The 24081-nt window shown below is 64.0% G+C and carries 26 protein-coding genes, 1 tRNA gene and 1 pseudogene; 16 read left to right on the plus strand and 12 right to left on the minus strand.

Annotation, left to right across the window (positions count from 1 at the left end; translation table 11 throughout):
- The 3 genes from ACROUL_RS01625 to ACROUL_RS01635 all read left to right on the plus strand — a co-directional run bounded on the left by ACROUL_RS01625 (nt 1) and on the right by ACROUL_RS01635 (nt 2731).
- Entirely contained in the window at nt 1–1140 is a 1140-nt protein-coding gene (locus ACROUL_RS01625) for a COG4223 family protein (protein ID WP_431297818.1), read from the plus strand.
- Nucleotides 1140–2594 (plus strand): heme biosynthesis protein HemY, encoded by a 1455-nt coding sequence (locus tag ACROUL_RS01630; protein ID WP_431297819.1) that lies wholly within the window; start codon nt 1140–1142, stop codon nt 2592–2594. Before ACROUL_RS01625 ends, ACROUL_RS01630 begins: the two co-directional genes overlap by 1 nt.
- 61 nt (nt 2595–2655) lie before the next feature.
- Nucleotides 2656–2731, plus strand: a tRNA-Thr gene (locus ACROUL_RS01635).
- A 41-nt stretch (nt 2732–2772) separates the two neighbouring features.
- Here ACROUL_RS01635 and ACROUL_RS01640 read toward each other — a convergent pair.
- Entirely contained in the window at nt 2773–3045 is a 273-nt protein-coding gene (locus tag ACROUL_RS01640; RefSeq protein ID WP_431297820.1) for a hypothetical protein, read from the minus strand.
- 473 nt (nt 3046–3518) lie between these two features.
- Here ACROUL_RS01640 and ACROUL_RS01645 point away from each other — a divergent pair, with 473 nt between their 5' ends.
- Together ACROUL_RS01645 and ACROUL_RS01650 are read left to right on the plus strand one after the other, a co-directional pair.
- Complete coding sequence (locus ACROUL_RS01645) at nt 3519–3704, plus strand: alpha/beta hydrolase (protein ID WP_431297821.1); 186 nt, start codon at nt 3519–3521, stop codon at nt 3702–3704.
- A gap of 136 nt (nt 3705–3840) precedes the next feature.
- Entirely contained in the window at nt 3841–4137 is a 297-nt protein-coding gene (locus ACROUL_RS01650) for an alpha/beta hydrolase (protein ID WP_431297822.1), read from the plus strand.
- 233 nt (nt 4138–4370) lie between these two features.
- Here the strand turns inward: ACROUL_RS01650 and ACROUL_RS01655 are convergent, their stop codons facing one another.
- The 3 genes and pseudogenes from ACROUL_RS01655 to ACROUL_RS01665 all read right to left on the minus strand — a co-directional run bounded on the left by ACROUL_RS01655 (nt 4371) and on the right by ACROUL_RS01665 (nt 6892).
- The gene (locus tag ACROUL_RS01655) at nt 4371–4580 is read right to left on the minus strand and encodes a glycine zipper 2TM domain-containing protein (protein ID WP_431297823.1); all 210 of its coding nucleotides are present in this window, start codon (nt 4578–4580) and stop codon (nt 4371–4373) included.
- Between the two features lie 273 nt (nt 4581–4853).
- Nucleotides 4854–5786: pseudogene (locus ACROUL_RS01660) on the minus strand (IS5 family transposase).
- Between the two features lie 158 nt (nt 5787–5944).
- Nucleotides 5945–6892, minus strand: coding sequence for an L-threonylcarbamoyladenylate synthase (locus tag ACROUL_RS01665; protein ID WP_431301222.1), 948 nt, complete (start codon nt 6890–6892; stop codon nt 5945–5947).
- 117 nt (nt 6893–7009) lie between these two features.
- On the opposite strand from ACROUL_RS01665, the gene ACROUL_RS01670 reads away from it, so the two are divergent.
- From ACROUL_RS01670 to ACROUL_RS01720, 11 genes are all read left to right on the plus strand, one after another.
- Nucleotides 7010–8713: an acyl-CoA dehydrogenase gene (locus ACROUL_RS01670; protein WP_431297824.1), complete on the plus strand. Its 1704-nt coding sequence runs from the start codon at nt 7010–7012 to the stop codon at nt 8711–8713.
- Nucleotides 8710–9735, plus strand: a complete 1026-nt coding sequence (locus tag ACROUL_RS01675) for an MBL fold metallo-hydrolase (protein WP_431297825.1) — start codon at nt 8710–8712, stop codon at nt 9733–9735. The genes ACROUL_RS01670 and ACROUL_RS01675 overlap by 4 nt, the downstream gene beginning before the upstream one ends.
- 3 nt (nt 9736–9738) lie before the next feature.
- Nucleotides 9739–10188 carry a DUF6173 family protein gene (locus tag ACROUL_RS01680; RefSeq protein ID WP_431297826.1) on the plus strand — a complete coding sequence of 150 codons (450 nt, stop codon included), beginning with the start codon at nt 9739–9741 and terminating at the stop codon, nt 10186–10188.
- Nucleotides 10189–10278: 90 nt separating this feature from the next.
- Nucleotides 10279–10428 carry an aa3-type cytochrome c oxidase subunit IV gene (locus ACROUL_RS01685; RefSeq protein WP_431297827.1) on the plus strand — a complete coding sequence of 50 codons (150 nt, stop codon included), beginning with the start codon at nt 10279–10281 and terminating at the stop codon, nt 10426–10428.
- A 26-nt stretch (nt 10429–10454) separates the two neighbouring features.
- Nucleotides 10455–11069: a hypothetical protein gene (locus ACROUL_RS01690; RefSeq protein ID WP_431297828.1), complete on the plus strand. Its 615-nt coding sequence runs from the start codon at nt 10455–10457 to the stop codon at nt 11067–11069.
- 3 nt (nt 11070–11072) lie between these two features.
- Nucleotides 11073–11657: a molybdenum cofactor guanylyltransferase MobA gene (mobA, locus tag ACROUL_RS01695; protein ID WP_431297829.1), complete on the plus strand. Its 585-nt coding sequence runs from the start codon at nt 11073–11075 to the stop codon at nt 11655–11657.
- Nucleotides 11654–12151, plus strand: a complete 498-nt coding sequence (gene mobB / locus ACROUL_RS01700) for a molybdopterin-guanine dinucleotide biosynthesis protein B (protein WP_431297830.1) — start codon at nt 11654–11656, stop codon at nt 12149–12151. The genes mobA and mobB overlap by 4 nt, the downstream gene beginning before the upstream one ends.
- Entirely contained in the window at nt 12141–12980 is an 840-nt protein-coding gene (locus ACROUL_RS01705; protein ID WP_431297831.1) for a molybdopterin guanine dinucleotide synthesis, read from the plus strand. The genes mobB and ACROUL_RS01705 overlap by 11 nt, the downstream gene beginning before the upstream one ends.
- A complete protein-coding gene (locus tag ACROUL_RS01710) occupies nt 12974–13561 on the plus strand; it encodes a GNAT family N-acetyltransferase (RefSeq protein WP_431297832.1) in 588 nt (195 codons plus the stop codon). Before ACROUL_RS01705 ends, ACROUL_RS01710 begins: the two co-directional genes overlap by 7 nt.
- A 60-nt stretch (nt 13562–13621) precedes the next feature.
- A complete protein-coding gene (locus ACROUL_RS01715; RefSeq protein WP_431297833.1) occupies nt 13622–15079 on the plus strand; it encodes an aldehyde dehydrogenase family protein in 1458 nt (485 codons plus the stop codon).
- A gap of 94 nt (nt 15080–15173) precedes the next feature.
- Complete coding sequence (locus tag ACROUL_RS01720; protein ID WP_431297834.1) at nt 15174–17150, plus strand: FAD-dependent oxidoreductase; 1977 nt, start codon at nt 15174–15176, stop codon at nt 17148–17150.
- Between the two features lie 136 nt (nt 17151–17286).
- Here the strand turns inward: ACROUL_RS01720 and ACROUL_RS01725 are convergent, their stop codons facing one another.
- The 8 genes from ACROUL_RS01725 to hspQ all read right to left on the minus strand — a co-directional run bounded on the left by ACROUL_RS01725 (nt 17287) and on the right by hspQ (nt 24038).
- Nucleotides 17287–18939 carry an FMN-binding glutamate synthase family protein gene (locus ACROUL_RS01725; protein WP_431297835.1) on the minus strand — a complete coding sequence of 551 codons (1653 nt, stop codon included), beginning with the start codon at nt 18937–18939 and terminating at the stop codon, nt 17287–17289.
- 61 nt (nt 18940–19000) lie between these two features.
- Nucleotides 19001–19666 carry an RluA family pseudouridine synthase gene (locus ACROUL_RS01730; protein ID WP_431297836.1) on the minus strand — a complete coding sequence of 222 codons (666 nt, stop codon included), beginning with the start codon at nt 19664–19666 and terminating at the stop codon, nt 19001–19003.
- Nucleotides 19659–20552, minus strand: coding sequence for a homocysteine S-methyltransferase family protein (locus ACROUL_RS01735; protein WP_431297837.1), 894 nt, complete (start codon nt 20550–20552; stop codon nt 19659–19661). Before ACROUL_RS01735 ends, ACROUL_RS01730 begins: the two co-directional genes overlap by 8 nt.
- A gap of 82 nt (nt 20553–20634) precedes the next feature.
- Nucleotides 20635–21087 carry a GAF domain-containing protein gene (locus ACROUL_RS01740; RefSeq protein ID WP_431301223.1) on the minus strand — a complete coding sequence of 151 codons (453 nt, stop codon included), beginning with the start codon at nt 21085–21087 and terminating at the stop codon, nt 20635–20637.
- Nucleotide 21088: 1 nt separating this feature from the next.
- Nucleotides 21089–22663, minus strand: coding sequence for a gamma-glutamyltransferase family protein (locus tag ACROUL_RS01745; RefSeq protein ID WP_431297838.1), 1575 nt, complete (start codon nt 22661–22663; stop codon nt 21089–21091).
- 207 nt (nt 22664–22870) lie between these two features.
- A complete protein-coding gene (locus ACROUL_RS01750) occupies nt 22871–23326 on the minus strand; it encodes an ATP-binding protein (protein ID WP_431297839.1) in 456 nt (151 codons plus the stop codon).
- A complete protein-coding gene (locus ACROUL_RS01755; protein ID WP_431297840.1) occupies nt 23310–23651 on the minus strand; it encodes an STAS domain-containing protein in 342 nt (113 codons plus the stop codon). The genes ACROUL_RS01750 and ACROUL_RS01755 overlap by 17 nt, the downstream gene beginning before the upstream one ends.
- Before the next feature lie 60 nt (nt 23652–23711).
- The gene (gene hspQ / locus ACROUL_RS01760; protein WP_431297841.1) at nt 23712–24038 is read right to left on the minus strand and encodes a heat shock protein HspQ; all 327 of its coding nucleotides are present in this window, start codon (nt 24036–24038) and stop codon (nt 23712–23714) included.
- Between the last annotated feature and the right edge of the window lie 43 nt (nt 24039–24081).

Below are 24081 nucleotides of genomic sequence, written 5' to 3' on the forward strand. Positions count from 1 at the left end.
ATGCAGACAGACACGGCCCCGGAGCGGGAGACGCCGCCCCCCGACACCCCCCCAGATGTATTGAACGAGGCGGCAGTCGATCCTTCACCCGAAGTGCCGACTGCCAAGGCTGAGGTTCCAAGGCCGCCGCCTCGTCCCGAGCGGCGGGGCGGGTTCGTCGCGCCACTGCTGGGCGGTGCGCTTGCCGCGGGTTTGGGGTTCGGCCTTTCGCATTTCAACGCGCTGGGGATACGACCGAACTCTGACATCGCGACTCCGGCCGTCCTGGAGCAGCAGGCCGCCGAGATTGCCGGGTTGAAATCGTCGCTTGCCGAAACCGAGGCGGCGCTGGCTGACCGCATCGCCCGGGTCGAACCCCTGCTGCAAGCGCCTGCCCCTGAGGCAATGGATCTTGCGCCGATCACACAGCGTCTGGATTCGCTTGAGACACGGCTTGCCCAGATCGAGGCAATGCCAGCTTCGGGGGCGGCGTACGCGCCGGCGATTCAGGCGGCGGTCCGCGACCTGGAAGCGAAGGTCGCCGCACTGGGAACCGTGGCGACCGTTCCAGACGAGCTTTCGCAAAAGGTCGATGCAGCCCTTGCACGCCTCGCTGATGCCGAAGCTGCGGCAGAGGCGAAAGCGGCAGAGGCCGCTGGTGCTACCGAAGCCGCGCGCCGTTCCGTGGCGCTTGACGCACTGGCCGCCGCGATTGACCGTGGTGAGCCGTTCGACACGTTGCTTGCCGGCCTTGCGCTTGATCCCGCCCCAGCACCGCTCGTGCAGCACGCGGCGACCGGTGTTCCCACTTTGGCCGCGTTGACAGAATCCTTCCCCGAAGCGGCGCGTGCCGCGCTGTTGAAGACCCGCGATGTCAGTGGGTCAGATGGGTGGGGCGCGCGTTTGGCCGATTTCCTGAAGGCGCAGACTGGCGCGCGGCCCCTTACGCCGCAAGCGGGCACCGATCCCGAAGCAATCTTGTCGCGTGCCGAAGCGGCGCTGCGGGACGGCCGGATTGCCGATGCGCTGACCGAGATTGCCGGTCTGCCAGCCGATGTTGCCGCCGTCATGGCGGAGTGGAGTGCGGGTGCCAAGGCGAGGGCCGAGGTCGATGCAGCAATGGCTGCACTGCGTGCTTCGGCTGAAACCCAGGGGGAATGATGATCTGGTCATTGATTAAGGTCCTCCTGTTCGTACTCGTGATTGCGGGTCTGACCTTGGCTGCGGGTTTGCTGGCCGATACCGGCGGCGGCATACGGATTGAGGTTGCTGGCTGGGAATTCATGCTGGGGCCGTTGCAGGCGGTAATCGCCGGACTGGTGCTGATTGCGCTGGTCTGGCTGGTTTTCAAAGTGTTGGGACTGTTGTTGGCGACGATCCGGTTTCTGAACGGCGATGAGACTGCGATTTCGCGTTATTTTGACCGTAACCGGGAACGGAAAGGCTATCGCGCGCTGTCCGAGGGGTTGATGGCGCTGGCGTCGGGCGAGCATCGGTTGGCCATGAACCGGGCGCAGGCGGCCGAAAAGCTGCTTGGAAAGCCGGAGTTGACGACGCTGCTTGTGGCGCAGGCGGCCGAGGCTGCTGGCGACAAGGCCCGCGCGACCGAGGCCTACAAGACGCTTCTTGCCGACGACAAGACTCGCTTCGTAGCGGTGCGTGGGCTGCTGAAGCAGAAGCTGGCCGAGGGGGATACCGAGACCGCGCTGAAGCTGGCTGAAAAGGCGTTCGAACTGCGCCCCAAGCACGCCGAGACGCAGGATCTGCTGTTGAGGCTGCAATCCGAGGCAGGTGACTGGAGCGGCGCGCGGGCGACGCTTGGTGCCAAGTTGAAGACCGGGGCCTTGCCGAAGGACGTGTATCGGCGCCGCGACGCGGTGCTGGCGCTGCAAGAGGCGGCGACGGTGATGAGCGACAGCTCCTCGATCGAGGCGCGCGAGGCCGCGATCGAAGCGAATCGCCGTTCGCCCGACCTGATTCCTGCCGCAGCGATGGCCGCCCGGAGCTATATCGAAAAGGGCGACAAGAAGAACGCGGCCCGTGTTGTCAAGAAGGCATGGGAGGTGTTGCCCCACCCCGACCTTGCAGCCGCCTTTGCCGAGATCGAACCGGACGAGGCGCCGACAGACCGGTTGAAACGGTTCAAGACCCTGTTGACAGTGCAACCCGATGCAGACGAAACGCGGCTTCTTCACGGCGAGCTTCTGGTCGCTGCAGAGGATTTTCCCGGCGCGCGGCGCGCGTTGGGTGATCTGGCGGATCGGCATCCAACGCAGCGCGCGCTAGCCTTGATGGCCGCCATTGCGCGGGGCGAGGGCGCCGACGATGCCGTGGTGCGCGACTTGATCGGCAAGGCGCTTGCCGCGCCGCGTGGGCCACAATGGTGCTGCGACAAATGCCAGGCGGTGCATTCCAGTTGGCATCCGGTCTGCGACAACTGCGGCGGCTTCGATACGCTCAGCTGGCGCGAACCCCCGAAAGCAGCCGCCGTTCCTGCGGGATTGGCCGACCTGATGCCACTTTTGGAAACGAGGCCGAAGCCGGCGTCAGTCCTCGAGCAGCCCGACGAGGCGGAGATCGTCGATTTGGACGAGATCGCGCGTCGCGGTGCCTGAACGGGCCGGTCGGGGTTGACTCGGCCAAGGCGGAGCAATAGGAGGGCGTTCACCAGAAAGTGCCGCTGTAGCTCAGCTGGTAGAGCACGTCATTCGTAATGATGGGGTCGGGAGTTCGAGTCTCTTCAGCGGCACCAGCCTTCTCCAACACCTTCAGAGAGATCTGATCTGTTTCACCTCATTGGCTAAACCCGCCTCCGGAGCACTGCGCCCGAGGGGCAGCCGCATCTGTGATTGCACTCATTTCTCCATGTACCATCCGACCATACTCGGCTATTTCACCAATCAAAGGCCATAAAATCGTCGTCTCTAGTTTCGCATCCCCAAGGATTTTCTCTGGAGTGAGATCTTCCTTGAAAAGATCCTTGCGCTTGAACGTGCTTAAAAAAGCGAAGATGATACGATTGGTGTTCTCCTTATTGGGTTCGCCCTTACGATCAAAGTCCCTCATTATTCAAAGAGTCCTTAACCCAGTAGTTTCCCCCACCGGGCTTTGGCGCATCAGCACATCCGACGGATATTATATCCCCATCCTGGGTGAGGATTGCTGCGTCAACTTGACGAATGCGATCAATAAGACAACGGACGGGTGTAAGAGAGTTCCAATTGGCCGAAATTCGGTATCCTGAGCTTGGTAAACCTGCCTTCCTGAAGGCTTTTGTGGTGATTTAATTGTTGCCTGCAGCCGACTCCTCGACCTAATCGGTGTAGACAGCCCTGCCATGCCCGCCAAAAGCGCGAAGTACGTTTCAGGGCACCGCATTGTTCACTGCAACGACGCGAGAAAGCAGCGAGGTCGTCGGCGTAGGTCGGGCTCGCATCAGTTGGCGCATCCGTGCCACCCACCCATGTCGTCGGTGAACTGGAGCGCTCGATGCAGTTACCGCCGACCCACTGACGGAATTTGCTGTCGTCAGCCCCATCGTGTATCGCAGCGACGCATTCTTCATCGCCGAGGTGAACCGCGAATTGGCAAAGCGGCCTGCGAGCGCGCAGAAGATCCTGCTGTTCATGAATGGCTACAACAACACGACAAGCGAAGCGATCCTGCGGCTGTCGCAGTTTGTCGAAGATACCTACTATCAAGGCGTTCCGGTGCTTTTTAGCTAGGCCTCCGCGGCAAAGGCTCCGCGCTATGTCTACGTCCTGAACAGTGCGCTCGTGGCGCGGGGCAAGATCAGAGAGATTGGCGATATCCTTGGAGGGACGAAGGCAAAAGAACTGGACATATTTGCGCACTCCATGAGTGCCCTTTCTTATCATGAAGGGCCTAGTGGATGCGCAGCAAGAGGGACGCAAGCGCGGCATGCGCGTCAACAACATCATTCTGGCCTCGCCCGACATCGACCTGTTCAAAACAGAGCTTGCACAGCTTTCCGAACAAGTGATCGAAAGGATATACCTTCTCATCTCGCCGGATGATGCGGCGCTCCGCTTCTCTCGTCGACTGGCTGGCAGGGTTCCGCGCGTGGGGGCGGCAGACGGCGAGGAACTGGGCAAGCTTGGGGTGAAAGTAATCGACCTGTCGCAGATTGAAGATTGAAGCTCAGGTAGCTATTCCAAGTTTGCGGGATCGCCGGAAGTGGTAAAGCTGATCGGGGCACAGCTAAGCTCGAACAGTCGGTTAGTCAAAGCCACGACGGCGCCGCTTTCGGACCACTTGAGCGGGCTGCCGATCACTATATCAGGACATTGATTCGGATAGGCGCTGGTGGAAACCCTGTTCCGGAATGGCCGCCATACGGCGACCAATCCAGATCACTGTATCGGCTGTGATCAGTTTGCGCTATTTGCGCCAATCGCTGCGCCGGCGCCGGCGCCAATGATGGTTGCCGCAGTCTTGCCGTCGCCGTTGCCAAGCTGATTGCCGATCACCCCGCCAATCACTGCGCCGGTGGCGGCGCTGGCAGTCTTGTTATCGACGCAGCCCGAGGTTGTGAGAACCAGCATTGCAGCGGCAAGGACGGCAATCGTTTTCGAGATCATTTTCAAGGCTCCCACCTTAATTAACTGTCAATCTGACCCTTCAAGACAGGAATCTCATCAATCATTTTCGAGCATATGTCAACCGCGTGACTACCCAGATTGTCTTCGGTCCGAGTTGCTTAGAACGCTTGGCGAGTTCACGTTCGGCCAGGTGCATTCTTCGCTGCTCCGAGACGGTTGCGCTCATCGCGAACTTGGCTTGTTCCAGATCAACCAGGCGTTGTTGCATAAGTCACGCTTGAGGCAAGACTGCCCCTTACCCCTTCATGATCATCAGCCCACGCGAATGATCTCGGTCGTGCCGAGCGCCGAGAAGCGGTTCATCAGTGCGACACGGATCTGGATTTCGGCGGTTTGGCTGTCTGGGTGTCTTGCTGCGATGCGTTCTCCGAAGGCTTTCAAGCAGCGCATCTTTGCTTCGATCCGGCTGCGGGCGTGGTATCCCGTCCAGCGCTTCCAGAACGCCCTGCCCTAGTGCCGGGTGGCGCGCAGGGTTTCGTTTCGCGCGATTGCGGCGGGGCAATCCTCTTTCCAAGGTCGCCCGTTCTTGCGGATCGGAATGATCGCGGTGGCCTGTCGGTCGATGATCGCCGTATGGCGGCGTCGGGTGTCATAGGCACCGTCGGCGGTCACCGAGCTGATCTCCTCGCCTTCGGGGATCTGGTCGAGCAACTCCGGCAACACGGGGCTGTCGCCGTCGCTGCTGGGAGTAAACTCCACCGCTCTGATGTCGGATGTGGCCGTATCCATGGCCAAATGGACCTTTCGCCATTGGCGTCGGCCTTGAACGCCGTGCTTGCGTGCCTGCCATTCGCCATCGCCCAGGAACTTAATCCCGGTGCTGTCCACGAGCAGCTTCAAGGGGCCATCGGCACGGCGATACGGGATCTGGACGGCCAGCGTCTTCTGCCGCCGGCACAAGGTCGTATAGTCCGGCACAGCACAATCCAAGTCTGCCATCTTGAGCAAGCTGGCCACCATCCCGGTCGTTTGCCTGAGCGGCAGCTTGAACAAGACCTTGATCGTCAGGCAAAACTGAACCGCCGCATCCGAGAATACCGCAGGCCGACCAGGGCTGCCGTCATGCGGCGCGAGCCAGCTCATCTCCTTGTCTAGCCAGATCAACAGTGACCCGCGCTTGCGGAGCGAAGCAGTGTAGCTGGACCAGTTCGTCGTGCGATAGCGGGCGGGTGATGGCTTGCTCATCCCACCCGTCTAACTGCATGGATTCATGATGTGAATCCTTCGCAGCCGGAGTTCTGCAACAATGCCAGGCATAGAGGCCAAGGCATCATCCTGCAAAAAGCGGGCGTTTGCCCCGTAAAAAGCCTTCGGCACTTTTGCCCAACCAAAGCGATGGCAAATTACACCTCGCGTGGCGCGGCGGCGCGACGGAGGCGGTCGTTGATCGCGCGCCCGAGGCCGGTGTCCGGGACCGGAGCGAAGGCGATAGAGCCGTTTGCACCGGCCTGCAGATCGGCTTCGCGCAGCGTGTGGAACAGCGCCGCGGCCGCTTCGACCAGATCGCCCGTTGCGGACAGCGTCAGATCACCGTTGATCGGCCCGAAACCAACCAGCACCTCGCCAGAGCGGGCGGTCGAAGCGTTCAGGCGAACGCTTGCGCTCGGTGCGTAGTGCGAGGCGAGCTGGCCGGGGGCGGTGATTTTCGGGCTGGTTCCGGCTACGGCAAGCGGATGGCCAAGCGCTGCCTCCAACGCCTCGACCGGAAGTCCGCCGGGACGCAGAAGCGTGGGCGACGGGTGCAGCGTGACGATGCTAGATTCGACCCCCACAGAGCAGGGACCGCCGTCGATAACCGCCGCAATGCGACCGCCGAGGCCATCTAGAACATGCGACGCTCGCGTCGGCGACACTCGGCCAGACGGGTTGGCCGAGGGCGCGGCCAAGGGGATGCTGCAGGCTGAAAGCAGCGCCTGGGCGACAGGATGCGCCGGCACCCGGATCGCAACGCTGTCCAGCCCCGCGGTGACGAGTGGTGACAGGCGCGACGGTTCCTTCAGTGGCACGACGAGTGTCAGCGGACCGGGCCAGAATGCGGCCGCCAGCGCGCGCGCCTCCGGCGAGAAAATCGCATAGTCCTCGGCTGCCGCAAGGCTCGGCAGGTGAACGATCAGCGGGTTGAAACGGGGCCTGCCCTTCGCATCGAAGATCCGCGCCACGGCAATATCTGACGTCGCGTCACCGCCAAGGCCGTAGACAGTTTCGGTTGGAAACGCGACAAGCTGACCGTCGCGTAGAAGCGCCACGGCGCGGTCAATGTCCTGCGGGGATGGCTCCAGAAGTTCGGTCATCATCGGAATGACGCAGCGTCCGGCTTGAAGGGTGGCATGGGTTGTTTAGCCTCCCAGCTTGGACGCGTTCTTACGCGACACCTAAGAATTTGCCAAGCGACACCGACGGAGAGAGAAATGCCTTATCGCGCGCCGCTTGCGGACACCCGTTTTATTCTGGCGCATGTTGCCGGCTTCGCCGAGGTCGCCGCCACAGAGCGGTTCGCCACGGCAACGCCCGACTTGGTGGATGCCGTTCTGACCGAGGCCGCACGGATCAGCAGCGATGTGCTGGCCCCGTTGAACAGGATTTCGGACAAGGTCGGTGCGCGGCTGGAAAACGGGGTTGTCACCTCGCCACCGGGGTTTGACGCGGGCTATCGCGCCATTGCAGAAGGCGGCTGGATAGGTATTTCGGCGGACCTGGCGTTTGGTGGGATGGGATTGCCGATCGCCCTATCGGCGGCGGTGGATGACATGATGGCGGGGGCTTGCATTGCGCTGCAGGTCAATCCCTTGCTGAGCAAGGGCCAGATCGAGGCGCTGCAACATCATGCGAGCGACGAGATCAAGGCGCTGTACCTGCCAAAGCTCATTTCCGGTGAATGGTCGGGCACGATGAACCTGACCGAACCGCAGGCGGGCAGCGACGTGGGCGCCCTTCGGACGCGGGCGGAGTTTCTGGACGATGGTGCCTATGCCATCACCGGACAGAAGATCTACATCAGTTGGGGTGACAGCGATCTGGTGGCGAACGTCTGCCACTTGGTGCTGGCACGGCTGCCGGGCGCGGCCGAGGGGACGCGCGGCATCAGTTTGTTCATGGTCCCGAAGTTCCTGCCCGATCAGGCCGGCAAGCCGGGCGTTCGAAACGGCGTGCGCGTGGTCAGCATCGAACACAAGTTGGGCCTGCATGGCAGCCCGACCTGCGTGATGCAGTTTGACGCCGCCAAGGGCTGGCTGGTGGGTGAGCCGAACCGGGGCATGGCCGCCATGTTCACCATGATGAACAACGCGCGGCTTGGCGTCGCGGTGCAGGGCGTTGGTGTGGCCGAGGCCGCGTTGCAGCACGCGCTGGCCTATGCGCAAGACCGGCGGCAGGGTGAAACGCCGGTTTCGGGATCGGGTGCCATCATCGACCACGCCGACGTGCGGCGAATGCTGGCCACAATGCGTGCCGAGGTGTTTGCTGCGCGGGCAATCGCACTTAGCTGCGCAGTGGCAACGGACATGGCGGTGGCGACGGGCGGGGTAGACTGGGCGGCGCGGTCGGCGCTGCTGACGCCGATCGCCAAGGCATATGGCACCGATGTGGGCAACGCCGTGGCACATCAGGGCGTGCAGGTGTTCGGCGGCATGGGCTTCATCGAAGAAACCGGGGCGGCGCAGTTCGTCCGCGACGTTCGCATCACGGCGATCTATGAAGGCACCAACGGAATACAGGCGATGGATCTGGTGGGGCGCAAGATGTCGGATGGCGGCGAGGCGGCGTTCCGGATGATCGACGAGGTTCAGCGTGGGGCCGAGGCTGCTCGCGCTGCGCTGCCCGATCTGGCGGGGGACGTGTGGGCCGCCGCTGAAGCGCTGCGCGACGCGACGGAACGGTTGGTTGGGCAGGCGCTGAACGACCGGTTTGCTGGCGCCGTGCCCTATCTGCGCGCCTTCGCTCGGGTGCTGGGCGGGCACATGCACCTGAAGGCGGCGTTGGCGGATTCCGCACGCTTGCCTGTGGCGCAGGTGATGATCCGACGGCTGCTGCCAGAACATCAGGGCCTGCTGGCCGAGGTGCGCGAGGGGGCGGCGGGCCTCTACGCGGTGACGCCTGCGGATCTTGCGCCATGAGCGACGGGGTCCGCCACCCTTTTCCGGATGTCCCGCAAGAAGGTGAGGCTGTTGCGGTGGCGGACGGCGTTTTGTGGCTGCGCCTACCGCTGCCGATGGCGCTTGACCACGTGAACATCTACGCGCTGGACGAAGGCGATGGCTGGACGTTGGTTGATGGCGGCCTGTTCTCGCGTCGCACGGTGGCAATCTGGGAGCGGCTTTTGGCCGGACCGCTTCAAGGGCGACCGGTGCGGCGCGTGATCCTGACGCATCACCACCCTGACCATGTTGGCATGGTTGGCTGGTTTCAAGACCGCGGGGCCGAGGTTCTGGCAACACGGATCGCCTGGCTTTACGCGCGGATGCTGGTGCTTGACGTGCAAGATCGCCCATCGGCCGAGGCGATGACCTTCTATCGCCGTGCCGGCGTGCCGGACGCCGAGCTTGCGCGCCGCGCTGCGGAGCGGCCGTTCAACTTTGCCGACGTGGTTGCGCCGATGCCGGTCGGGTTCACCCGGCTGGCCGAAGGTCAGACTCTGCGCGCGGCAGGCCGCGACTGGGTTGTACGCATTGGCCAAGGCCACGCACCAGATCACGCAACGCTTTGGTCGGATGACGGGCTGGTGCTGGGCGGGGACCAACTTCTGCCGGGGATTTCTGCCAACATCGGCGTCTACCCTACCGAGCCGGATGCCGACCCTCTGACCGAATGGCTGGAAAGCTGCGAACGGTTTCGGGCGCTGGCCGACGACCGCCAGCTAATCCTGCCGGGACACAAGCTGCCGTTCACTGGGTTACCCTTTCGGCTTGTCCAGATGATCGAAAACCATGCCTCAGCACTTGGCCGGCTGGTCGACCATCTGGTCCATCCCCGGACCGCGCAGCAATGCTTCCTGCCGCTTTTCAAGCGCGAGATCAGCGCAGGCGAGCAGGGCTTGGCGCTGGTCGAAGCGGTGGCGCATCTGAACTGCCTTCTGGGCCGCGGTATGGTAAAGCGGTCTCTAAGCCACGGCGGCGCCTGGCTTTGGGAGAGGGTTTGAAACATGGCGAAAGCTGCCAAGACTGCCATCCAAGCAACGGAGAAGGCACCGGCAAAACCTGCGGCCAAGAACGCCGTTAAACCTGCTGCCAAGCCGTCTCATGCCGAAAAGCCGAAAAGTCCGGCGGAATGGGCCTATGATCGCTTGGTCATGTATATCCGCGCTTTCGAGCGTGATCTGGATGCCAAGGACGAAATCGCCATGGGCTTTGCCGGTGACGAGGCCGGCGTGCTGCGGATCGAGGGTTTGGGCTACTTCGACCCGGACATCCTGACCTTCTATGGCCGTGACGAGGCGGGTGCAAAGACGCAGCTCATCCAGCACATCAGCCAGCTATCCGTCACCCTGCGTGCGGTGCCGAAAGCCGCAGATGACGAGGAACCGCCCCGCCGCATCGGGTTTCACCTGACCTCCGGCTGGCTTGGCGGCGATTCGGGGGACGCCTCGGCCTGAATGTCGCGGTACCCGTCGCCCTGCCCCCGTGACAGCCCGGGACTTATGGGCTATGGGCGTGAAAGACAGCAATAAACTGGGAACCATAACATGGCCGATCATCAGCAATCCGAATACAAACACGGCTCGATGGACATCCGTGCGCAGGAAAAGACCTTTCATGGCTTCATCCGCATGGCAACTTGGGGTGTCGTGATCTCGCTGCTCATTCTGATCATTGCTGGGCTGGCAAACGCCTGAGCCTGCGCCGTTTTCCCGGAGGTTCCATGCTTCGCCTTGTCCTGAGCTTGATGGCCGTTGTCGGCCTTGCTGCCTGCGCTGCGGAACCGAAGTGGGCGTCCGATGCTGATGTTCAGGCGGCGCGTTTCGTGGCCGGGCCGCCAACCTACGTCACACTCTATACGGTTCTGAACAACAATTCGAACTCAGGCGCCCACTCTGCCATTCTGGTGAACGCATCCGAGCGCGCGATCTTCGACCCCGCCGGCACTTGGTACCACCCTCGACTGCCAGAGCGGAACGAGGTTCATTTTGGCATGACGGACAAGATGGTCGCCTATTACATCGATTATCATGCCCGCAAGACCTTCCGCGTGGTGGAGCAGAAGGTCTTCGTCTCGCCCGAAGTTGCGGAACTGGTTCTGGCACGGATGAAAGCCTACGGTGCGGTGCCAAAGGCGATGTGCACCCAAGCAACCTCGAACGTGCTGCGCGGCGTGCCGGGATTTGAAAGCTTGCCGTCCACCTGGTTCCCCAAGCAACTTTCGATTGCCTTTGGCAAACTGCCCGGTGTGACGACAAGAACGATCACCGACGACGACGACGACAACAATCACGGCGTTCTTCTGGTTCAGGCGAACGGCAAACCCGTCGAAGGATAAGGAATGCGCATCTTCGGCGTCATCCTTGCAGGCGGGCAGGCGCGCCGCATGGGTGGGGCCGACAAAGCGCTGGTGTCGTTAGCGGGAAAGCCGCTTATAGCGCATGTGGTGGAGCGTTTCGCGCCACAGGTCGAGGCGCTGGCAATTTCGGCTAATGGCGATGCCGGGCGGTTTGACCGTCTCGCCCTGCCGGTGCTTCCCGATGCTGATCGCCTTGGCCCGCTGTCCGGCATCCTCAGCGCACTGGACTGGGCAGCTCCTCTGGGCGCGGAGGCCGTAGTATCGGTGCCGGTCGACGCGCCGTTCCTGCCCGGTGACCTCGTACCGCATCTGGTGCTGGCGGGCGGCGATGACGTGGCGATTGCGGTGGCGGCGGGCCATGAGCATCCGGTTCTAGGTCTTTGGCCCGTGGCGGTGCGCGGCAGACTGGCCGCGTTTCTGGCGTCTGGGTCCAAGCCGAAGGTTCTGGATTTCTGTGCGCAGGTTGGCGCGAAACGGGCGGAGTTTGCCGATGACAGGGCATTCCTGAACGTGAACACGCCGCAAGATTTGGCCCGCGCCGAGGCGGTGATTGGGGGCCAGCGGTGAAGGTTTACGGCATCATCGGATGGAAGAATTCCGGCAAGACCGGGCTCATGGAGCGGCTGGTGGCCGAGATAACCGGGCGCGGATTTTCAGTCTCGACCGTCAAGCATGTGCATCACGCCGTCGATCTGGACCAACCGGGAAAGGACAGCTTCCGGCACCGCGCGGCCGGCGCCCGCGAGGTGGTCTTGGCCTCGGCCGAACGCTTTGCCTTGATGGTGGAACATCGCGGGCCGGAACTGGAACTCCCGGCGATTCTGGCGCGGTTGGCGCCGGTCGATCTGGTGCTGGTCGAAGGCTACAAGCGCGACGCTCATCCGAAGGTCGAGGTGTGGCGCGCCGAGACCGGTCAGGCGCTGATCCAGACGGGCGATCCTCTGGTGCGGGCGGTGGCAACGGATGCAGCGCTGGGCGGCCTTTCCGTGCCTGTGCTGGACCTGAACGATACCAAAGCGGTGGCAGAGTTCATCCTGCGTGAGGTGGGCCTTGCGGTTTGACCGGGTGGTCATCGTCGATTGGTCTGGGCGTTCAAGCCGCAGCCCGAAGGCTGCCTGCAAGGATGCGATCTGGGTGGGCATCTGCGAAGACGGGCGGGAAACACAGACCTATCATCGCAGCCGGGCCGACGCCGAAGCCATCTTGCGCCGGCTCTTGCAGGATGGCGGGCATCAGTTGATCGGCTTTGATTTTCCGATGGGATATCCGGCTGGCTTGGCAGAGCGGCTGACCGGCACGGCGTCGGCGCGCGCCCTTCACGCCTGGATCGCTGCGCAGATCAAGGATGCGCCCGACAATGCCAACAACCGCTTCGACGTGGCCGCCCGCGTCAACCGGCATCTCGGTCTCAAGGGGCCGTTCTGGGGCTGCCCGAAAGCGCGGCCGTTGGCATCCCTGTCGTCGCTGAAAGACGTTGACTACGGCGCCCTTCGGCTGGCCGAAAAGCGGCGGGTGGAGGTTGAAAATCCTCCGGCAAAGCCGGTTTGGCAGTTGCTTGGCGCAGGGTCGGTGGGGTCGCAGGCGCTGCTGGGCATTCCCGTGGTTCACCGCCTGGCTGCTACCTTCGGGGCCGCTGTCTGGCCGTTTGAACCGGTGGCCGCGCTGACTCTTGCCGAGGTTTACCCCTCGCTTCTGGCCCGGGCGATCACAGCGGCAGGCGACAGCATACCGGACCGCGCACAGGTGCGCCTTCTTGCGCGCGCGCTGTGGCGGCTGGCGCAGAAGGACCGGCTCGCCCCGCTGTTGGAGACCCCTGAAATTGCTGGTGAAGAGGGTTGGATCTTGGGCGCCGGTCACGTCGCGGCGCTTGAGGGGGCTTTGGCATGGTGACGGTGCGAAAAGGTCTGCCCCCGGCCCTGCGCTGGAAAGGCGCCCAGCTTTACTGGGAGGCGTTCGGCGCAAAGCTGGGCCGCGTCCTTGGACCGGAAGACCGTGCGCTGGTGTTCTTTGACCGGGTGATACGCGGCGACCATTGCGTGATCGCGCTGGACAGCTCAGGGGTGCTTCTGGGCCTTGCCGGGTTCAAGACGGTCGAGGGCAGCTTTGCAGGCGGAACATGGGCCGACCTGCGGGCGGTCTACGGTCCATTCGGCGGGCTGTGGCGCGGCGCGGCGCTCTGGGCCCTCAGCCGCGAGGTGGACAACGATCGCTTCCTGATGGACGGTCTCTGCGTCACCGCACCGTCGCGTGGCCAAGGCGTGGGGACCGCGTTGATGCAGGCGATCTGCGACGAGGCACTGGTGCGCGGCTACGCTTCGGTGCGCCTTGATGTGGTTGTTTCCAACGTCAGGGCACGCCAACTTTATGAGCGCGAAGGGTTCGTAGCCACGCGGACACAAAGGCTCGGCCTGTTGCGCCACCTTTTCGGTTTTGCAGCGACTGTTACGATGGTGCGCATGCTTCGCCCCTGAGCGCTTGCCTAGGTCCCTGTGGCCTGTCAGAATATGATCAAATTTCCCGAGGAGGGCAGCATGATTTCGAAACGCGAGTTCTACATCAACGGGGCTTGGGTCCACCCGTCCTTGCCACGGGATTGCCCGGTGATCGACCCATCAACCGAAGATGCTTGCGCGGTGATCTCGCTTGGCAGCGAGGCCGATACGAATGCAGCGGTGGTAGCGGCGAAGGCGGCGTTTCCGGCATGGGCAGCTACCCCCCCGGCGGATCGGCGGCGTTACGTCGAAGGCATCCTCGCGCAATATGAAAAACGGGTCGAAGAAATGGCCCGCGCGATCAGCCTTGAAATGGGCGCGCCCATCGACATGAGCCGCGACAGCCAGGCGCCCTGCCTGCCGTGGCACCTGAAGAACTTCCTGACCGCTTTCGACCAGATCGAATGGATCAAGCCGCTTGGCCCCCACGCCCCGAACGACCGCATCGCGCTGGAGCCGATTGGCGTCGTGGGCCTGATCACACCGTGGAACTGGCCGATGAACCAGGTGACGCTGAAGGTCATCCCGGCGCTTCTGGCGGGCTGCACCTGCGTGCTGAAGCCGTCCGAAGAATCGCCGCTGTCTTCCATGCTGTTTGCCGAGTTCTGCCATGATGCCGGCGTGCCTGCGGGCGTGTTCAACCTTGTGAACGGCGACGGCCCCGGCGTCGGTAGTCAGCTATCGGCCCACCCGGACGTTGAGATGATCAGCTTCACGGGCAGCACCCGTGCCGGTCGTGCGATCTCGGTCGCTGCTGCGCAGACATTGAAGCGCGTGACGCTGGAACTGGGCGGCAAAGGGGCCAATGTGATCTTCGCCGACGCTGATGAACGCGCGGTAGAACGCGGCGTGCGCCACATGATGAACAACTCCGGTCAGTCCTGCAACGCGCCGTCGCGGATGCTGGTGGAGCGACCCTATTACGACCGTGCGGTGGAAATAGCTGCCGAGGTCGCCTCGTCGATCAAGGTTGGCCCGGCGAGCGAACCCGGCAAGCACATCGGCCCGGTGGTGAACAAGCGCCAGTGGGAACAGATTCAGGGGTACATCCAGAAAGGCATCGACGAAGGTGCGCGGCTGGTGGCGGGTGGCCTTGGCCTGCCCGAAGGGATGAACAAGGGCTTCTATGTGCGCCCCACCGTCTTTGCCGACGTGAAACCCGGGATGACCATCGAAAAGGAAGAGATCTTTGGCCCCGTGCTGTCGATCATCCCCTTCGAGACGGAAGAAGACGCCGTACGCATCGCCAACGACACGCCCTACGGCCTGACGAACTATGTCCAGTCGCAAAACGGCGCACGGCGCAACCGGCTGGCTCGGATGCTGAAATCCGGGATGGTCGAGATGAACGGGAAATCGCGGGCGGCAGGGTCGCCCTTCGGTGGGGTGAAGGCCTCGGGCCGTGCGAGGGAAGGCGGGCACTGGGGGATCGAGGAATTCCTTGAGGTCAAGGCGATCTCGGGCTGGGATTCCAGCGTGGACATCGCCGCCGAATAGCTTCTGACGTTTTCAGACCTGCAACGGTCGCCCGCCTTGCTAACGCGAGGCGGGCAGACAGGCCTAGGCTGGGCCAGCAACAGATAGGCCAGCCATGACCCAGCATCCCCGACTGATGTCTCCGCTTACGCTGCGCGACCACACCCTGCGCAACCGGATCGTGTTCGGCGCGCATACGGCGAACATGTCGGACCAGGGGATGCCGGGGCCGCGGTTCGGCAAATATCTTCTCGAACGTGCGCTGGGCGGGGCCGCGATGATTGTGGCCGAACCCGTACCGGTCCACCGCACGGGCGTGTTGACGCGGGGCAATTTTCTGCACTCCGACGATGCGGTGATCCCGGCGTTTCGCCGCATTACCGATGAGGTGAAAGCGGCAGGGTCAGTCATCATCCAGCAGCTTTACCACGTCGGCGCACATGGTGATTCCGATCTCAGCTTCGCGCCGCACTGGTCGCCTTCCGGCGGGCCGTCGTATCATGACAGCGATGGGTCGCACGCCATGACCGAGGCGGAAATCGAAGAGTTGCTGGCAGCACATGTGGCGGCAGCGGTGCGCGCCAAGGCGTCGGGCTTTCAGGGGGTGGAGGTCTGGTCGGCGTACCATTCGCTGCTCGACCAGTTCTGGACTCCGTGGTCGAACAAGCGAACCGACCGCTGGGGTGGGACCTTGGAAAACCGCACCCGATTCTCGCGCGAGTTGATCGAAAGGGTGCGGCGGGCCTGTGGCGAGGGGTTCATCGTCGGCTTGGCGGTCAGCTATTCCACCAGCTACGACGTAACGCTGGGGGCCGAGGCGTTGTGCGAGATCCTCGACTTGCATGACCGGACGGGCCACGTAGATTACGTGACCGTGGGGTCGGGGTCGTATCTGGAGTTCGAGGCGATCATCCCGCCCTTCACCCATGCCGAAAAGCTGACGACACCGCTGACCGCGCAACTGAAGGCGCTTCTGCGGACTGCGAAGGTAACGTCGGAGGCCGGGGTCCGGACGCCGGAGAATGGCGAGGCGATCATTGCTTCGGGCGAGGCGGATCTGGTGTCGATCGTCCGCGGGCAGATCGCCGACCCGCAACTGGCGCGGAAAGTGGCCGAGGGACGAGCAGAGGATGTACGCGGCTGCATTTCTTGCAACCAGATGTGCTGGGGGCGGCGGTCGCGGGACTATTGGATATCCTGCCTGATCAACCCTTCGGCGGGGCGCGAGTTCGAGTGGGGTGGGGATCGGTTTTCGCCAGCGACGGTGGCGAAGGACGTGCTGGTGGTGGGTGCGGGTCCGGCGGGGCTGGAGGCGGCGCGGGTCGCGGCGGAGCGTGGGCATAGGGTGGAGATTGTCGAGGCCTTGCCGGTGGTGGGCGGGCAGTTCCGGTTGGCCGGGATGCAGCCGCGACGGGGGCAGATACTGGATCTGATGGGCTGGTACGAGCGGCAGTTCGAGACGCTGGGGGTCCGGTTGCGGCTGAACACGTTCCTCGATGAGGACGAAATCGCAGCGCATGGCGCTGGGGTCGTGGTGCTGGCGACAGGGTCGTTGCCGGAGGAGACAGGGTTCCAGCGCTGGGTCCCTTCAGAGGCGCGGTTGCCGGGGATCGACGCCGGGGGTGTGTGGTCGCCCGAGGCGGTGCTACGCCGGGAGGCACGGCTGGGCGATGCGGTCGTTGTCTATGACGAGGGCGGCAACTGGCGCGGGGTGGGGACGGCCTGGGCGTTGGCGGAGCAGGGCAAGAAGGTGGTGATCGTGACGCCCGACCCCTTCGTGGGGAAGGAGATTGCCCGGACCGCGGCGGATGGGCCGGCGCGGCGGCGGATGGGAGCGTTGGGAGTGCGGATGCTGGCCGAGCATTGTCTGGTGCGGTGGCATGGGAATGGGGTGACGGTACGGTCGTTCCTGACTGGGAAGGAGGAGACGATCGCGGCGGCGGGGCTGGTGATGGCGACCACGAATGTGGCGTTCGATCCGTTCCCGGAGGGGTTCGAGGGCAAGGTCACGCACCGGATCGGGGATTGTGCGGCGCCGAGGCTGGCGGCCTATGCGTTTCATGAGGGGCGCAAGATCGGAATGGCGATCTGAGCCGTGTCCCACGGTGGGACATTCTTGAAATTGAAGTAAATCAAATGCTTGCCAAGGTCATTAAGGATTTGGCAAGGACTTTTCGTATTGACGACGGCTTGGGTGACGCGGGTCGAAGTTTCGGGTGGGGATAGTATCACAATGGGGACTGGTGGGGCGTCGTGGCCTGACCCGCCCGTGCGAAGCTGTTGGCCGAGGCTAGCGCCCAGGCTTCGGCGAAGCGCGGCGAGGAGGCGGGATCGGCGGTAAGCTGGCCGGGGGCGAGTTGTTCGTATTGTTCAGCCAGCGAGATCACCTTGTCCGACGCGGCGCGGCGGAGGAAGTGGTGGGGTTTCAGTTCGGCCGGGTGGGTGAGGCCTGCTGCGGCGACGAGTTCCGCAAGGGCATGGAGGGTGTTGCGATGGAAGCTTGCCACACGTTCCGCTTTGTCCGGCACCACGATGGCGCGTTGGCGGAGGGGGTCTTGCGTGGCGACGCCGGTCGGGCATTGGCCGGTGTGGCAAGACTGCGCCTGAATGCAGCCGACCGCGAACATGAAGCCGCGTGCGGCGTTGCACCAGTCGGCACCAAGCGCCAGCACGCGGGCCATGTCGAAGGCCGAGGTGATCTTGCCCGACGCGCCGATGCGGATACGGTCGCGCACCCCGATGCCGACGAGGGCGTTGTGAACGAAGGAAAGGCCATCGCGCAGCGGCATCCCGACGTAATCCATGAATTCGAGCGGCGCGGCGCCAGTACCCCCCTCTTTCCCGTCGACCACGATGAAATCGGGGGTGATGCCGGTTTCAATCATCGCCTTGCAGATCGCCATGAATTCCCACGGGTGGCCGATGCAAAGCTTGAAGCCCGCGGGCTTGCCGCCAGAAAGATCGCGCATCAGGGCGATCTGTTCCAGCAGCCCGATCGGCGTTGAAAAGCAGGAATGGCTGGCGGGAGAGTTGCAATCCTGCCCCATCGGCACGCCACGGATGCGGGAGATTTCTTCGGTGACCTTCGCCGCGGGAAGGACGCCGCCGTGGCCCGGCTTGGCGCCTTGGGACAGTTTCAGTTCGACCATCCTGACCTGCGGGTCTGACGCCGTGTCAGCAAATTTCGCCGGGTCGAAGCTGCCATCCGCCGCGCGCGCACCGAAGTAGCCGGAGCCGATTTCCCACACAAGGTCGCCGCCGAATTCGCGGTGGTAGGGGGAAACCCCGCCTTCGCCGGTATCATGGAAGAAGCCGCCGGCGCGGGCGCCCTTGTTCAAGGCGCGGATCGCGTTGGCGGAAAGGGCGCCGTAGCTCATGGCGGAGATGTTCAGGAGTGAGGTGGAATAGGGTTGGGCGGCGTTTGCCCCCACCGTGACGCGCAGCGCGCTTGCCGGAGCCAGGGGTTGCGGCGCGATGGAATGGTGCAGCCATTCGTATTGTTCGCGGTAGACATCGTGCTGCGTGCCGAAGGGGCGCTTGTCGAGGGCGCGCTTGGCGCGCTGGTAGACGATGGCGCGCTGGTCGCGGGCGAAGGGGGCGCCGTCCTTGTCGCCTTCGAAGAAGTATTGCCGCATCTCGGGGCGGATCGATTCCAGAAGGAATCGAAGGTGCGCGGCGACCGGGTAGTTGCGCAGTACCGCGTGGCTTGTCTGGCGCAGATCGTGGATGCCGACAAGGACGGATGCCACGCAGACGATGGCGACGGGGAGGAGCCACCAGACCTGCGCGGGGTAGAAATGCATCAGCGCCGCCGTTGTGGCAGCGAGGATCGCGGGCCAGGTGAGAAGGGCATAACGCAGGTTGAAGATGGTGGCGAGCATGGGTGCCTCGGAGTGCCGGATGCGGCAGTTAAGCACCAAAGCTGTGAAGGAACTGCAAAAATCAGAAGGGCACGGGCGCAGTGAAGCTGACGCGGTCTTTGGTGGCGGGGTGGTGCAGGGAAAGCGTTTCTGCGTGGAGCATCAGGCGTGGGTAGTTGCGCGAGGTTTCCGGGGCGTAGATCTGGTCGCCGACGATGGGGTGGCCGAGGGCCAGCATGTGGACGCGAAGCTGATGGCTGCGCCCGGTGTGGGGAGTGAGGCGGACACGGGTTTCGGTTTCCGTACGGTCAATAACCTGCCAGTCGGTTTGCGCGGGCTTGCCTTCGGGGGTGACCTTCTGGCGGGGGCGATAGTCCCAGTCGGAGCCGAGGGGGAGGTCGACGGTGCCTTGGTCTTGCGCGAGGTATCCGTGCAGGCGGGCGATATAGGTTTTCTGCGCGCGGCGCTGTTCGAATTCCTGGCCCAGAAAGCCCTGAGCCTGCTTGGTGCGGGCGAAGATGATGACGCCGGAAGTGTCGCAATCGAGGCGGTGGACGAGAAGCGTATCCCAGCGGGCGGCTTGCAGGCGGGTAAGGAGGCTGTCTTCGCGGTTGGCAAGTTTTCCGGGGACGGACAGAAGGCCGGCGGGTTTGTCCATGACGAGGATCTGCGCGTCTTCGTGCAGGAAGGCGAGCGGGGTGTCGGGCGGATCGTAGGCGAAATCGGGGATCAGGGAGGGGTCAGACAATGCGGTGGCCTTCGGCCATCAGGCGGGCGTGGAGGTGGCGGATGTGGGCGGGCCCAACCTCGCAGCAGCCGCCGACAATGGTGGCGCCTTGGGCGACCCATCCCATTGCGAAATCGGCGTATTTTTCGGGGGTGAGGTCGTGGCGGTGGGTGAGTTCCTTCACCGTGGGCGCGTCTTTCAGGAAGTTGCCGGAGATGTGGGTGAAGCCGTTGGCATAAGCTCCGAAGGGTTTGCCGAGGGGTTTCAGGGCGGCGAGGGCATCGGACATTGCCTCGGGCACTGAGCAGTTGGCGAGAAGGGCGGCGAGGGGGTGGTGGAGGAGGCGGGAAAGGTTGGCGACCGGTTCGCCGGAGCGCAGGCGCGTGCCGTCATGGTCATCGACCGAGATGGAGAGCCAGACGGGTTTGCCGGCGGCCTGTGCGCCGATCATGGCACCTTCGGCGGCCTCGATGGAGGCGGCAGTTTCGATCAGGATGAGGTCGACATGCGGGGCGAGGAGCCGGGCGATCTCGGCGTATTTGGGGGCGGCTTCGGTGACGGGTTCGGTGAGGTCGGGGCGGTAGGAGGCGCTCAGGGGGCCGAGGGAGCCAGCGATGCGGGCATGGGGGTAGGCGGCGCGGGCCTCGTGCGCCTCGGCCAGGGCGCGGAGGTGGAGCGCGTGGAACATCGGGTCGAGGCCGTCGCGGGCGAGGCGGTCGTGGTGGATGGCGTAGGTGTTGGTGGTGGCGATGGTGGCGCCGGCGGCGAAGTAATCGGCGTGGATGTCGCGGACGAGGCCGGGGTGGTCGAGCATCACGCGGGTGGCCCAGAGGGGGGTGGGCTCATCGCCGGAGCGGGCGACAAGTTCCTGGCCCATGCCGCCGTCGAGGAGGGTGATGTCGGTCATGGGTTCGGTCCTTTGGCTGGCGGCCGGGGGGGTTCAAACCCCACGAGCCTCCGGTGGAGTATTTGTGAAAAGAGCAACGGGCTCAGGTGGCGTGGTGGAAGACCTCGGCGAGGAGGGGGGTGAGGGCGGCTTCGTCTTCGGGGGTGAAGGCGGCGGGGGTGTCGCTGTCGATGTCGAGGACGCCAAGGAGGCGGCCCTGGCCGTTCCGGACGGGGAGCACAAGTTCGGATTTCGTCGAGGAAGAGCAGGCGATGTGGCCTGGGAAGGCGTCGACGTCGGGGACGTTCTGGACCTGTCCGGTGCGGGCGGCGGCGCCGCAGACGCCGCGCGAAAACGGGATCACGAGGCAGCCGTGGCCGCCCTGGTAGGGGCCGATCTTGAGGGTTTCGGGGGCGGTGACGCGGTAAAAGCCGGTCCAGTCGGCGAAGGGGTGGGCGTGGTGCAGTTCGCAGGCCACCGTGGCCATCAATGCGACGGTGTCCGTCTCGCCGTGGGTGAGGGCGCGGATGGTGGCGGTGAGAGCTGAGTAGTCTATTTCAGTAGCCAAGGGCGCAACCGTCCTTTCGCGGGTCGGAGGCGCCGATCAGGAGATCGCCGTCGATCAGGATGGCCTGCGCGCCACCAAGGGGAGTTTCGGGGACGATGACCTTGTGGCCCATCGCGGCGAGATCGCTGCGGACGGCGTCTGAATAGCCACGCTCCACCTCCATCCCGTCGGCGCTGGAGAAGGTACGGGGGGCGTCGATGGCGGTTTGCGGATCAAGGCCAAAGTCGGTGAGGTTGGTCACGAAGCGGGCGTGGCCGCAGGGCTGGTAGGCGCCGCCCATCACGCCGAAGGGCATGATCACCCGGCCACCCTTGCGCAACATGCCGGGAATGATGGTGTGCATCGGGCGCTTGCCGCCCGCGGCCTCGTTCGGGTGGCCCTTGGTCAGGGTGAAGCCGGCACCACGGTTCTGGAAGTTGATGCCGAATTTCGACGAGGCGAGGCCCGAGCCGAAGCCCCAGAAGATCGAGTAGATCAGCGACACGGCCATGCGGTCACGGTCGACGACGGTGATGTAGATCGTGTCGCGGTGCACAGCCTCGGTCAGGGGGGCGGCAGAGGGCATGGCGCGGTTCGGGTCGATCAGGGCGGCGAGTTTGGCCGCCGTGTCGGCGCTGAGCATGTGGTCAAGCCGGGTGGTATGATCCGGGTCGGCGATGAAACGGTTGCGGGCGTCGTAGGCAAGCTTCGTCGCCTCGGCCTCGATATGGGCGCGGCTGGTGCCGAACGGGTCCATCGACTTGAGGTCGAAATGCTTGAGGATGTTCAGCAGCAGAATGGCGGTCGCGCCCTGGCCGTTTGGCGGGTGTTCCACCAGTTCCACCCCCTGATAAGGACCGGACACCGGGGCGGTGTAATCGCAGGCGGTGGCGGCGAGGTCTTCGTGGGTGTGGGTGCCGCCCAAAGCTTGCAGCGAGGCGATCATGTCATCGGCCACCTCGCCTTCGTAAAACCCGGCACGGCCTTCCTTGGCGATGCGGCGCAGCACCTCGGCCTGACGGGGGGCGCGGAAGATCTGGCCAACGGACGGAGCCTTGCCGTTGACGGTATAGAAATCGCGCGCCGCGCCCTTGAGGCAGGGCAGATCATCGGCCCAGTCAAAAGCAACGCGAGGGGCGACGGGGATGCCCTCCTCCGCGTAGTGGATGGCGGGGGCGAGGATGTCGGCCAAGGATTTCAGGCCATAGTCGGCGTTCAGGCGACAAAAGGCGTCGATCGCGCCGGGCATAGTGACCGCTTCGATCGACTGGATCGGCATGGCCGTGTGACCGGCAGCGCGCAGGGCGTCGGCATCGAGGCCCTTGGGCGCGCGGCCGGAGCCGTTGAGGGCTACGATCTCTTCCGAACCGGCGGGTTTGACGAGAACGAAACAGTCGCCGCCGATCCCGGTCATCTGCGGTTCGGCGATGCCGAGAAGGACTGCCCCGGCAAGGGCCGCGTCTGCGGCGTTGCCGCCGGATTTCAGCACCTCGATCGCGACTTGGGCGGCAAGCGGATGCGACGTGGCGCAGACGCCATTCTGGGCAAAGACGGCCGAACGGCCCGGCAGGTGAAGATCGCGCATCGGTTTTTCCCTTTTGACGGGCTCAACCTAGGGCGCGGGAGGGCGGAAGCCAAGCCGGAGAACGGCGAAGAATTGCCCCGGCGCCCGGGGTGAAGGGGGCTGTTACCGGACGCCGGGGCGCGGTGCCAGACCGCAGCATCATCTTGAGCGGGTCAGTTGGCGATGCCCGTGCGGGCGCGTGGCGTTTTGGTGGCGATTGCCGACAATTCAACCGATCGGCAGGGTGAAGGACAGGTGGTTCTGCCCATCCTTGCGGTCATAGCAAAGATCGCGGGTCAGGGATCTGATCAGGAACCAGCCAAAGCCGCCTTCGGGCAGGGTGGCCGCGGGGCCGTCGGGATCGGTCGGCAGAAGGCCTGCGGGAACCGCGCCGCCCGGCATGGCAAGGCCATTGTCGGAGATGCGCACGGCAAGTCCGGCGGACGACAGGCCAAGCGACAGGGCGATCTGGCCGTTGCCGCCGGCGTAGGCGTGTTCGACGATGTTGTTCAACACCTCTGCCAGAACAAGTTCGGTGGTGCCGCGATCCGCGTCCGACAAGGTGCGGAGCGGCGTGGCGGTGAGGAGATGGAGCAAGACCCGACGTACCGAGCGCATGTCACCCGGAAAGGCAAGGGTCAGCGGACCTTCTGGTCCTGCTGTCGGGTCAGGCCTTGAGCGCATTCTGGCCTGCCATGCCGCCCTGCGGATGGATGGTAAAGATCGTGTCCATCCGGGTCAGGCGGAACACCTTTTCGACCGTGGGCGTCAGGCTGGACAGTTCCAGCTTGCGGTCGGGGGCAAGCAGTTTCATCACCGCCACGACCGCGCCGAGGCCGCTGGAATCCAGAAACTGGACCTGCCCCAGATCAAGGATCACCCGATGGGCGTTGCCTTGCGTCACCTCGCGCATGCGTTCCTTGAATTGCAACGCGCAGGCGGCGTCGATCCGGTTTTCCTGGACCGTGACGGTAAGTACGCCCTGGATGGTGGATGGTTTGAGTTTCATGGCTGTCCCTTTGCTAGGTCGGGAACAGCCTAGGGGCCAAGGGTTAGCAACCCGTAACCGTCAGTTCATCTGGAATTGCAGCGGGTAGCGGCCATCCTCGAAATCACCGAAAAGATCGCCGAGATCGGGGTGATCGACGGGTTCGCCGGTTTCGTCGGGCACGAGGTTCTGTTCCGAGACGTAGGCGACATAATAGCTTTGGTCGTTTTCGGCCAGAAGGTGGTAGAACGGCTGGTCCTTCGAGGGGCGGCTATCCTCGGGGATGTTCTCGTACCAGTCTTCGGTGTTGGAGAACATCGCGTCGACGTCGAACACGACACCACGAAACGGATGCTTGCGATGACGCAGCACCTGTCCGATGTGGTATTTGGCGTGGCTCTTGAGCATCGCGTTGCATCCTCTGAGGATGATCAGTAATCCCCGGGGGCGT

The organism is Tabrizicola sp. BL-A-41-H6, from assembly GCF_050632395.1.
Taxonomy (GTDB): Bacteria; Pseudomonadota; Alphaproteobacteria; order Rhodobacterales; family Rhodobacteraceae; genus JAUYQR01.

What these genes read in the sequence shown, in the direction of transcription:
- ACROUL_RS01625 (WP_431297818.1), top strand. Translation starts at nt 1, where the DNA reads ATGCAGACAGACACGGCCCCGGAGCGGGAGACGCCGCCCCCCGACACC.
- ACROUL_RS01630 (WP_431297819.1), top strand. Translation starts at nt 1,140, where the DNA reads ATGATCTGGTCATTGATTAAGGTCCTCCTGTTCGTACTCGTGATTGCG.
- ACROUL_RS01640 (WP_431297820.1), bottom strand. Translation starts at nt 3,045, where the DNA reads ATGAGGGACTTTGATCGTAAGGGCGAACCCAATAAGGAGAACACCAAT.
- ACROUL_RS01655 (WP_431297823.1), bottom strand. Translation starts at nt 4,580, where the DNA reads ATGATCTCGAAAACGATTGCCGTCCTTGCCGCTGCAATGCTGGTTCTC.
- ACROUL_RS01665 (WP_431301222.1), bottom strand. Translation starts at nt 6,892, where the DNA reads ATGACCGAACTTCTGGAGCCATCCCCGCAGGACATTGACCGCGCCGTG.
- ACROUL_RS01670 (WP_431297824.1), top strand. Translation starts at nt 7,010, where the DNA reads ATGCCTTATCGCGCGCCGCTTGCGGACACCCGTTTTATTCTGGCGCAT.
- ACROUL_RS01675 (WP_431297825.1), top strand. Translation starts at nt 8,710, where the DNA reads ATGAGCGACGGGGTCCGCCACCCTTTTCCGGATGTCCCGCAAGAAGGT.
- ACROUL_RS01680 (WP_431297826.1), top strand. Translation starts at nt 9,739, where the DNA reads ATGGCGAAAGCTGCCAAGACTGCCATCCAAGCAACGGAGAAGGCACCG.
- ACROUL_RS01685 (WP_431297827.1), top strand. Translation starts at nt 10,279, where the DNA reads ATGGCCGATCATCAGCAATCCGAATACAAACACGGCTCGATGGACATC.
- ACROUL_RS01690 (WP_431297828.1), top strand. Translation starts at nt 10,455, where the DNA reads ATGCTTCGCCTTGTCCTGAGCTTGATGGCCGTTGTCGGCCTTGCTGCC.
- mobA (WP_431297829.1), top strand. Translation starts at nt 11,073, where the DNA reads ATGCGCATCTTCGGCGTCATCCTTGCAGGCGGGCAGGCGCGCCGCATG.
- ACROUL_RS01710 (WP_431297832.1), top strand. Translation starts at nt 12,974, where the DNA reads ATGGTGACGGTGCGAAAAGGTCTGCCCCCGGCCCTGCGCTGGAAAGGC.
- ACROUL_RS01715 (WP_431297833.1), top strand. Translation starts at nt 13,622, where the DNA reads ATGATTTCGAAACGCGAGTTCTACATCAACGGGGCTTGGGTCCACCCG.
- ACROUL_RS01720 (WP_431297834.1), top strand. Translation starts at nt 15,174, where the DNA reads ATGACCCAGCATCCCCGACTGATGTCTCCGCTTACGCTGCGCGACCAC.
- ACROUL_RS01725 (WP_431297835.1), bottom strand. Translation starts at nt 18,939, where the DNA reads ATGCTCGCCACCATCTTCAACCTGCGTTATGCCCTTCTCACCTGGCCC.
- ACROUL_RS01735 (WP_431297837.1), bottom strand. Translation starts at nt 20,552, where the DNA reads ATGACCGACATCACCCTCCTCGACGGCGGCATGGGCCAGGAACTTGTC.
- ACROUL_RS01745 (WP_431297838.1), bottom strand. Translation starts at nt 22,663, where the DNA reads ATGCGCGATCTTCACCTGCCGGGCCGTTCGGCCGTCTTTGCCCAGAAT.
- ACROUL_RS01750 (WP_431297839.1), bottom strand. Translation starts at nt 23,326, where the DNA reads ATGCGCTCAAGGCCTGACCCGACAGCAGGACCAGAAGGTCCGCTGACC.
- ACROUL_RS01755 (WP_431297840.1), bottom strand. Translation starts at nt 23,651, where the DNA reads ATGAAACTCAAACCATCCACCATCCAGGGCGTACTTACCGTCACGGTC.
- hspQ (WP_431297841.1), bottom strand. Translation starts at nt 24,038, where the DNA reads ATGCTCAAGAGCCACGCCAAATACCACATCGGACAGGTGCTGCGTCAT.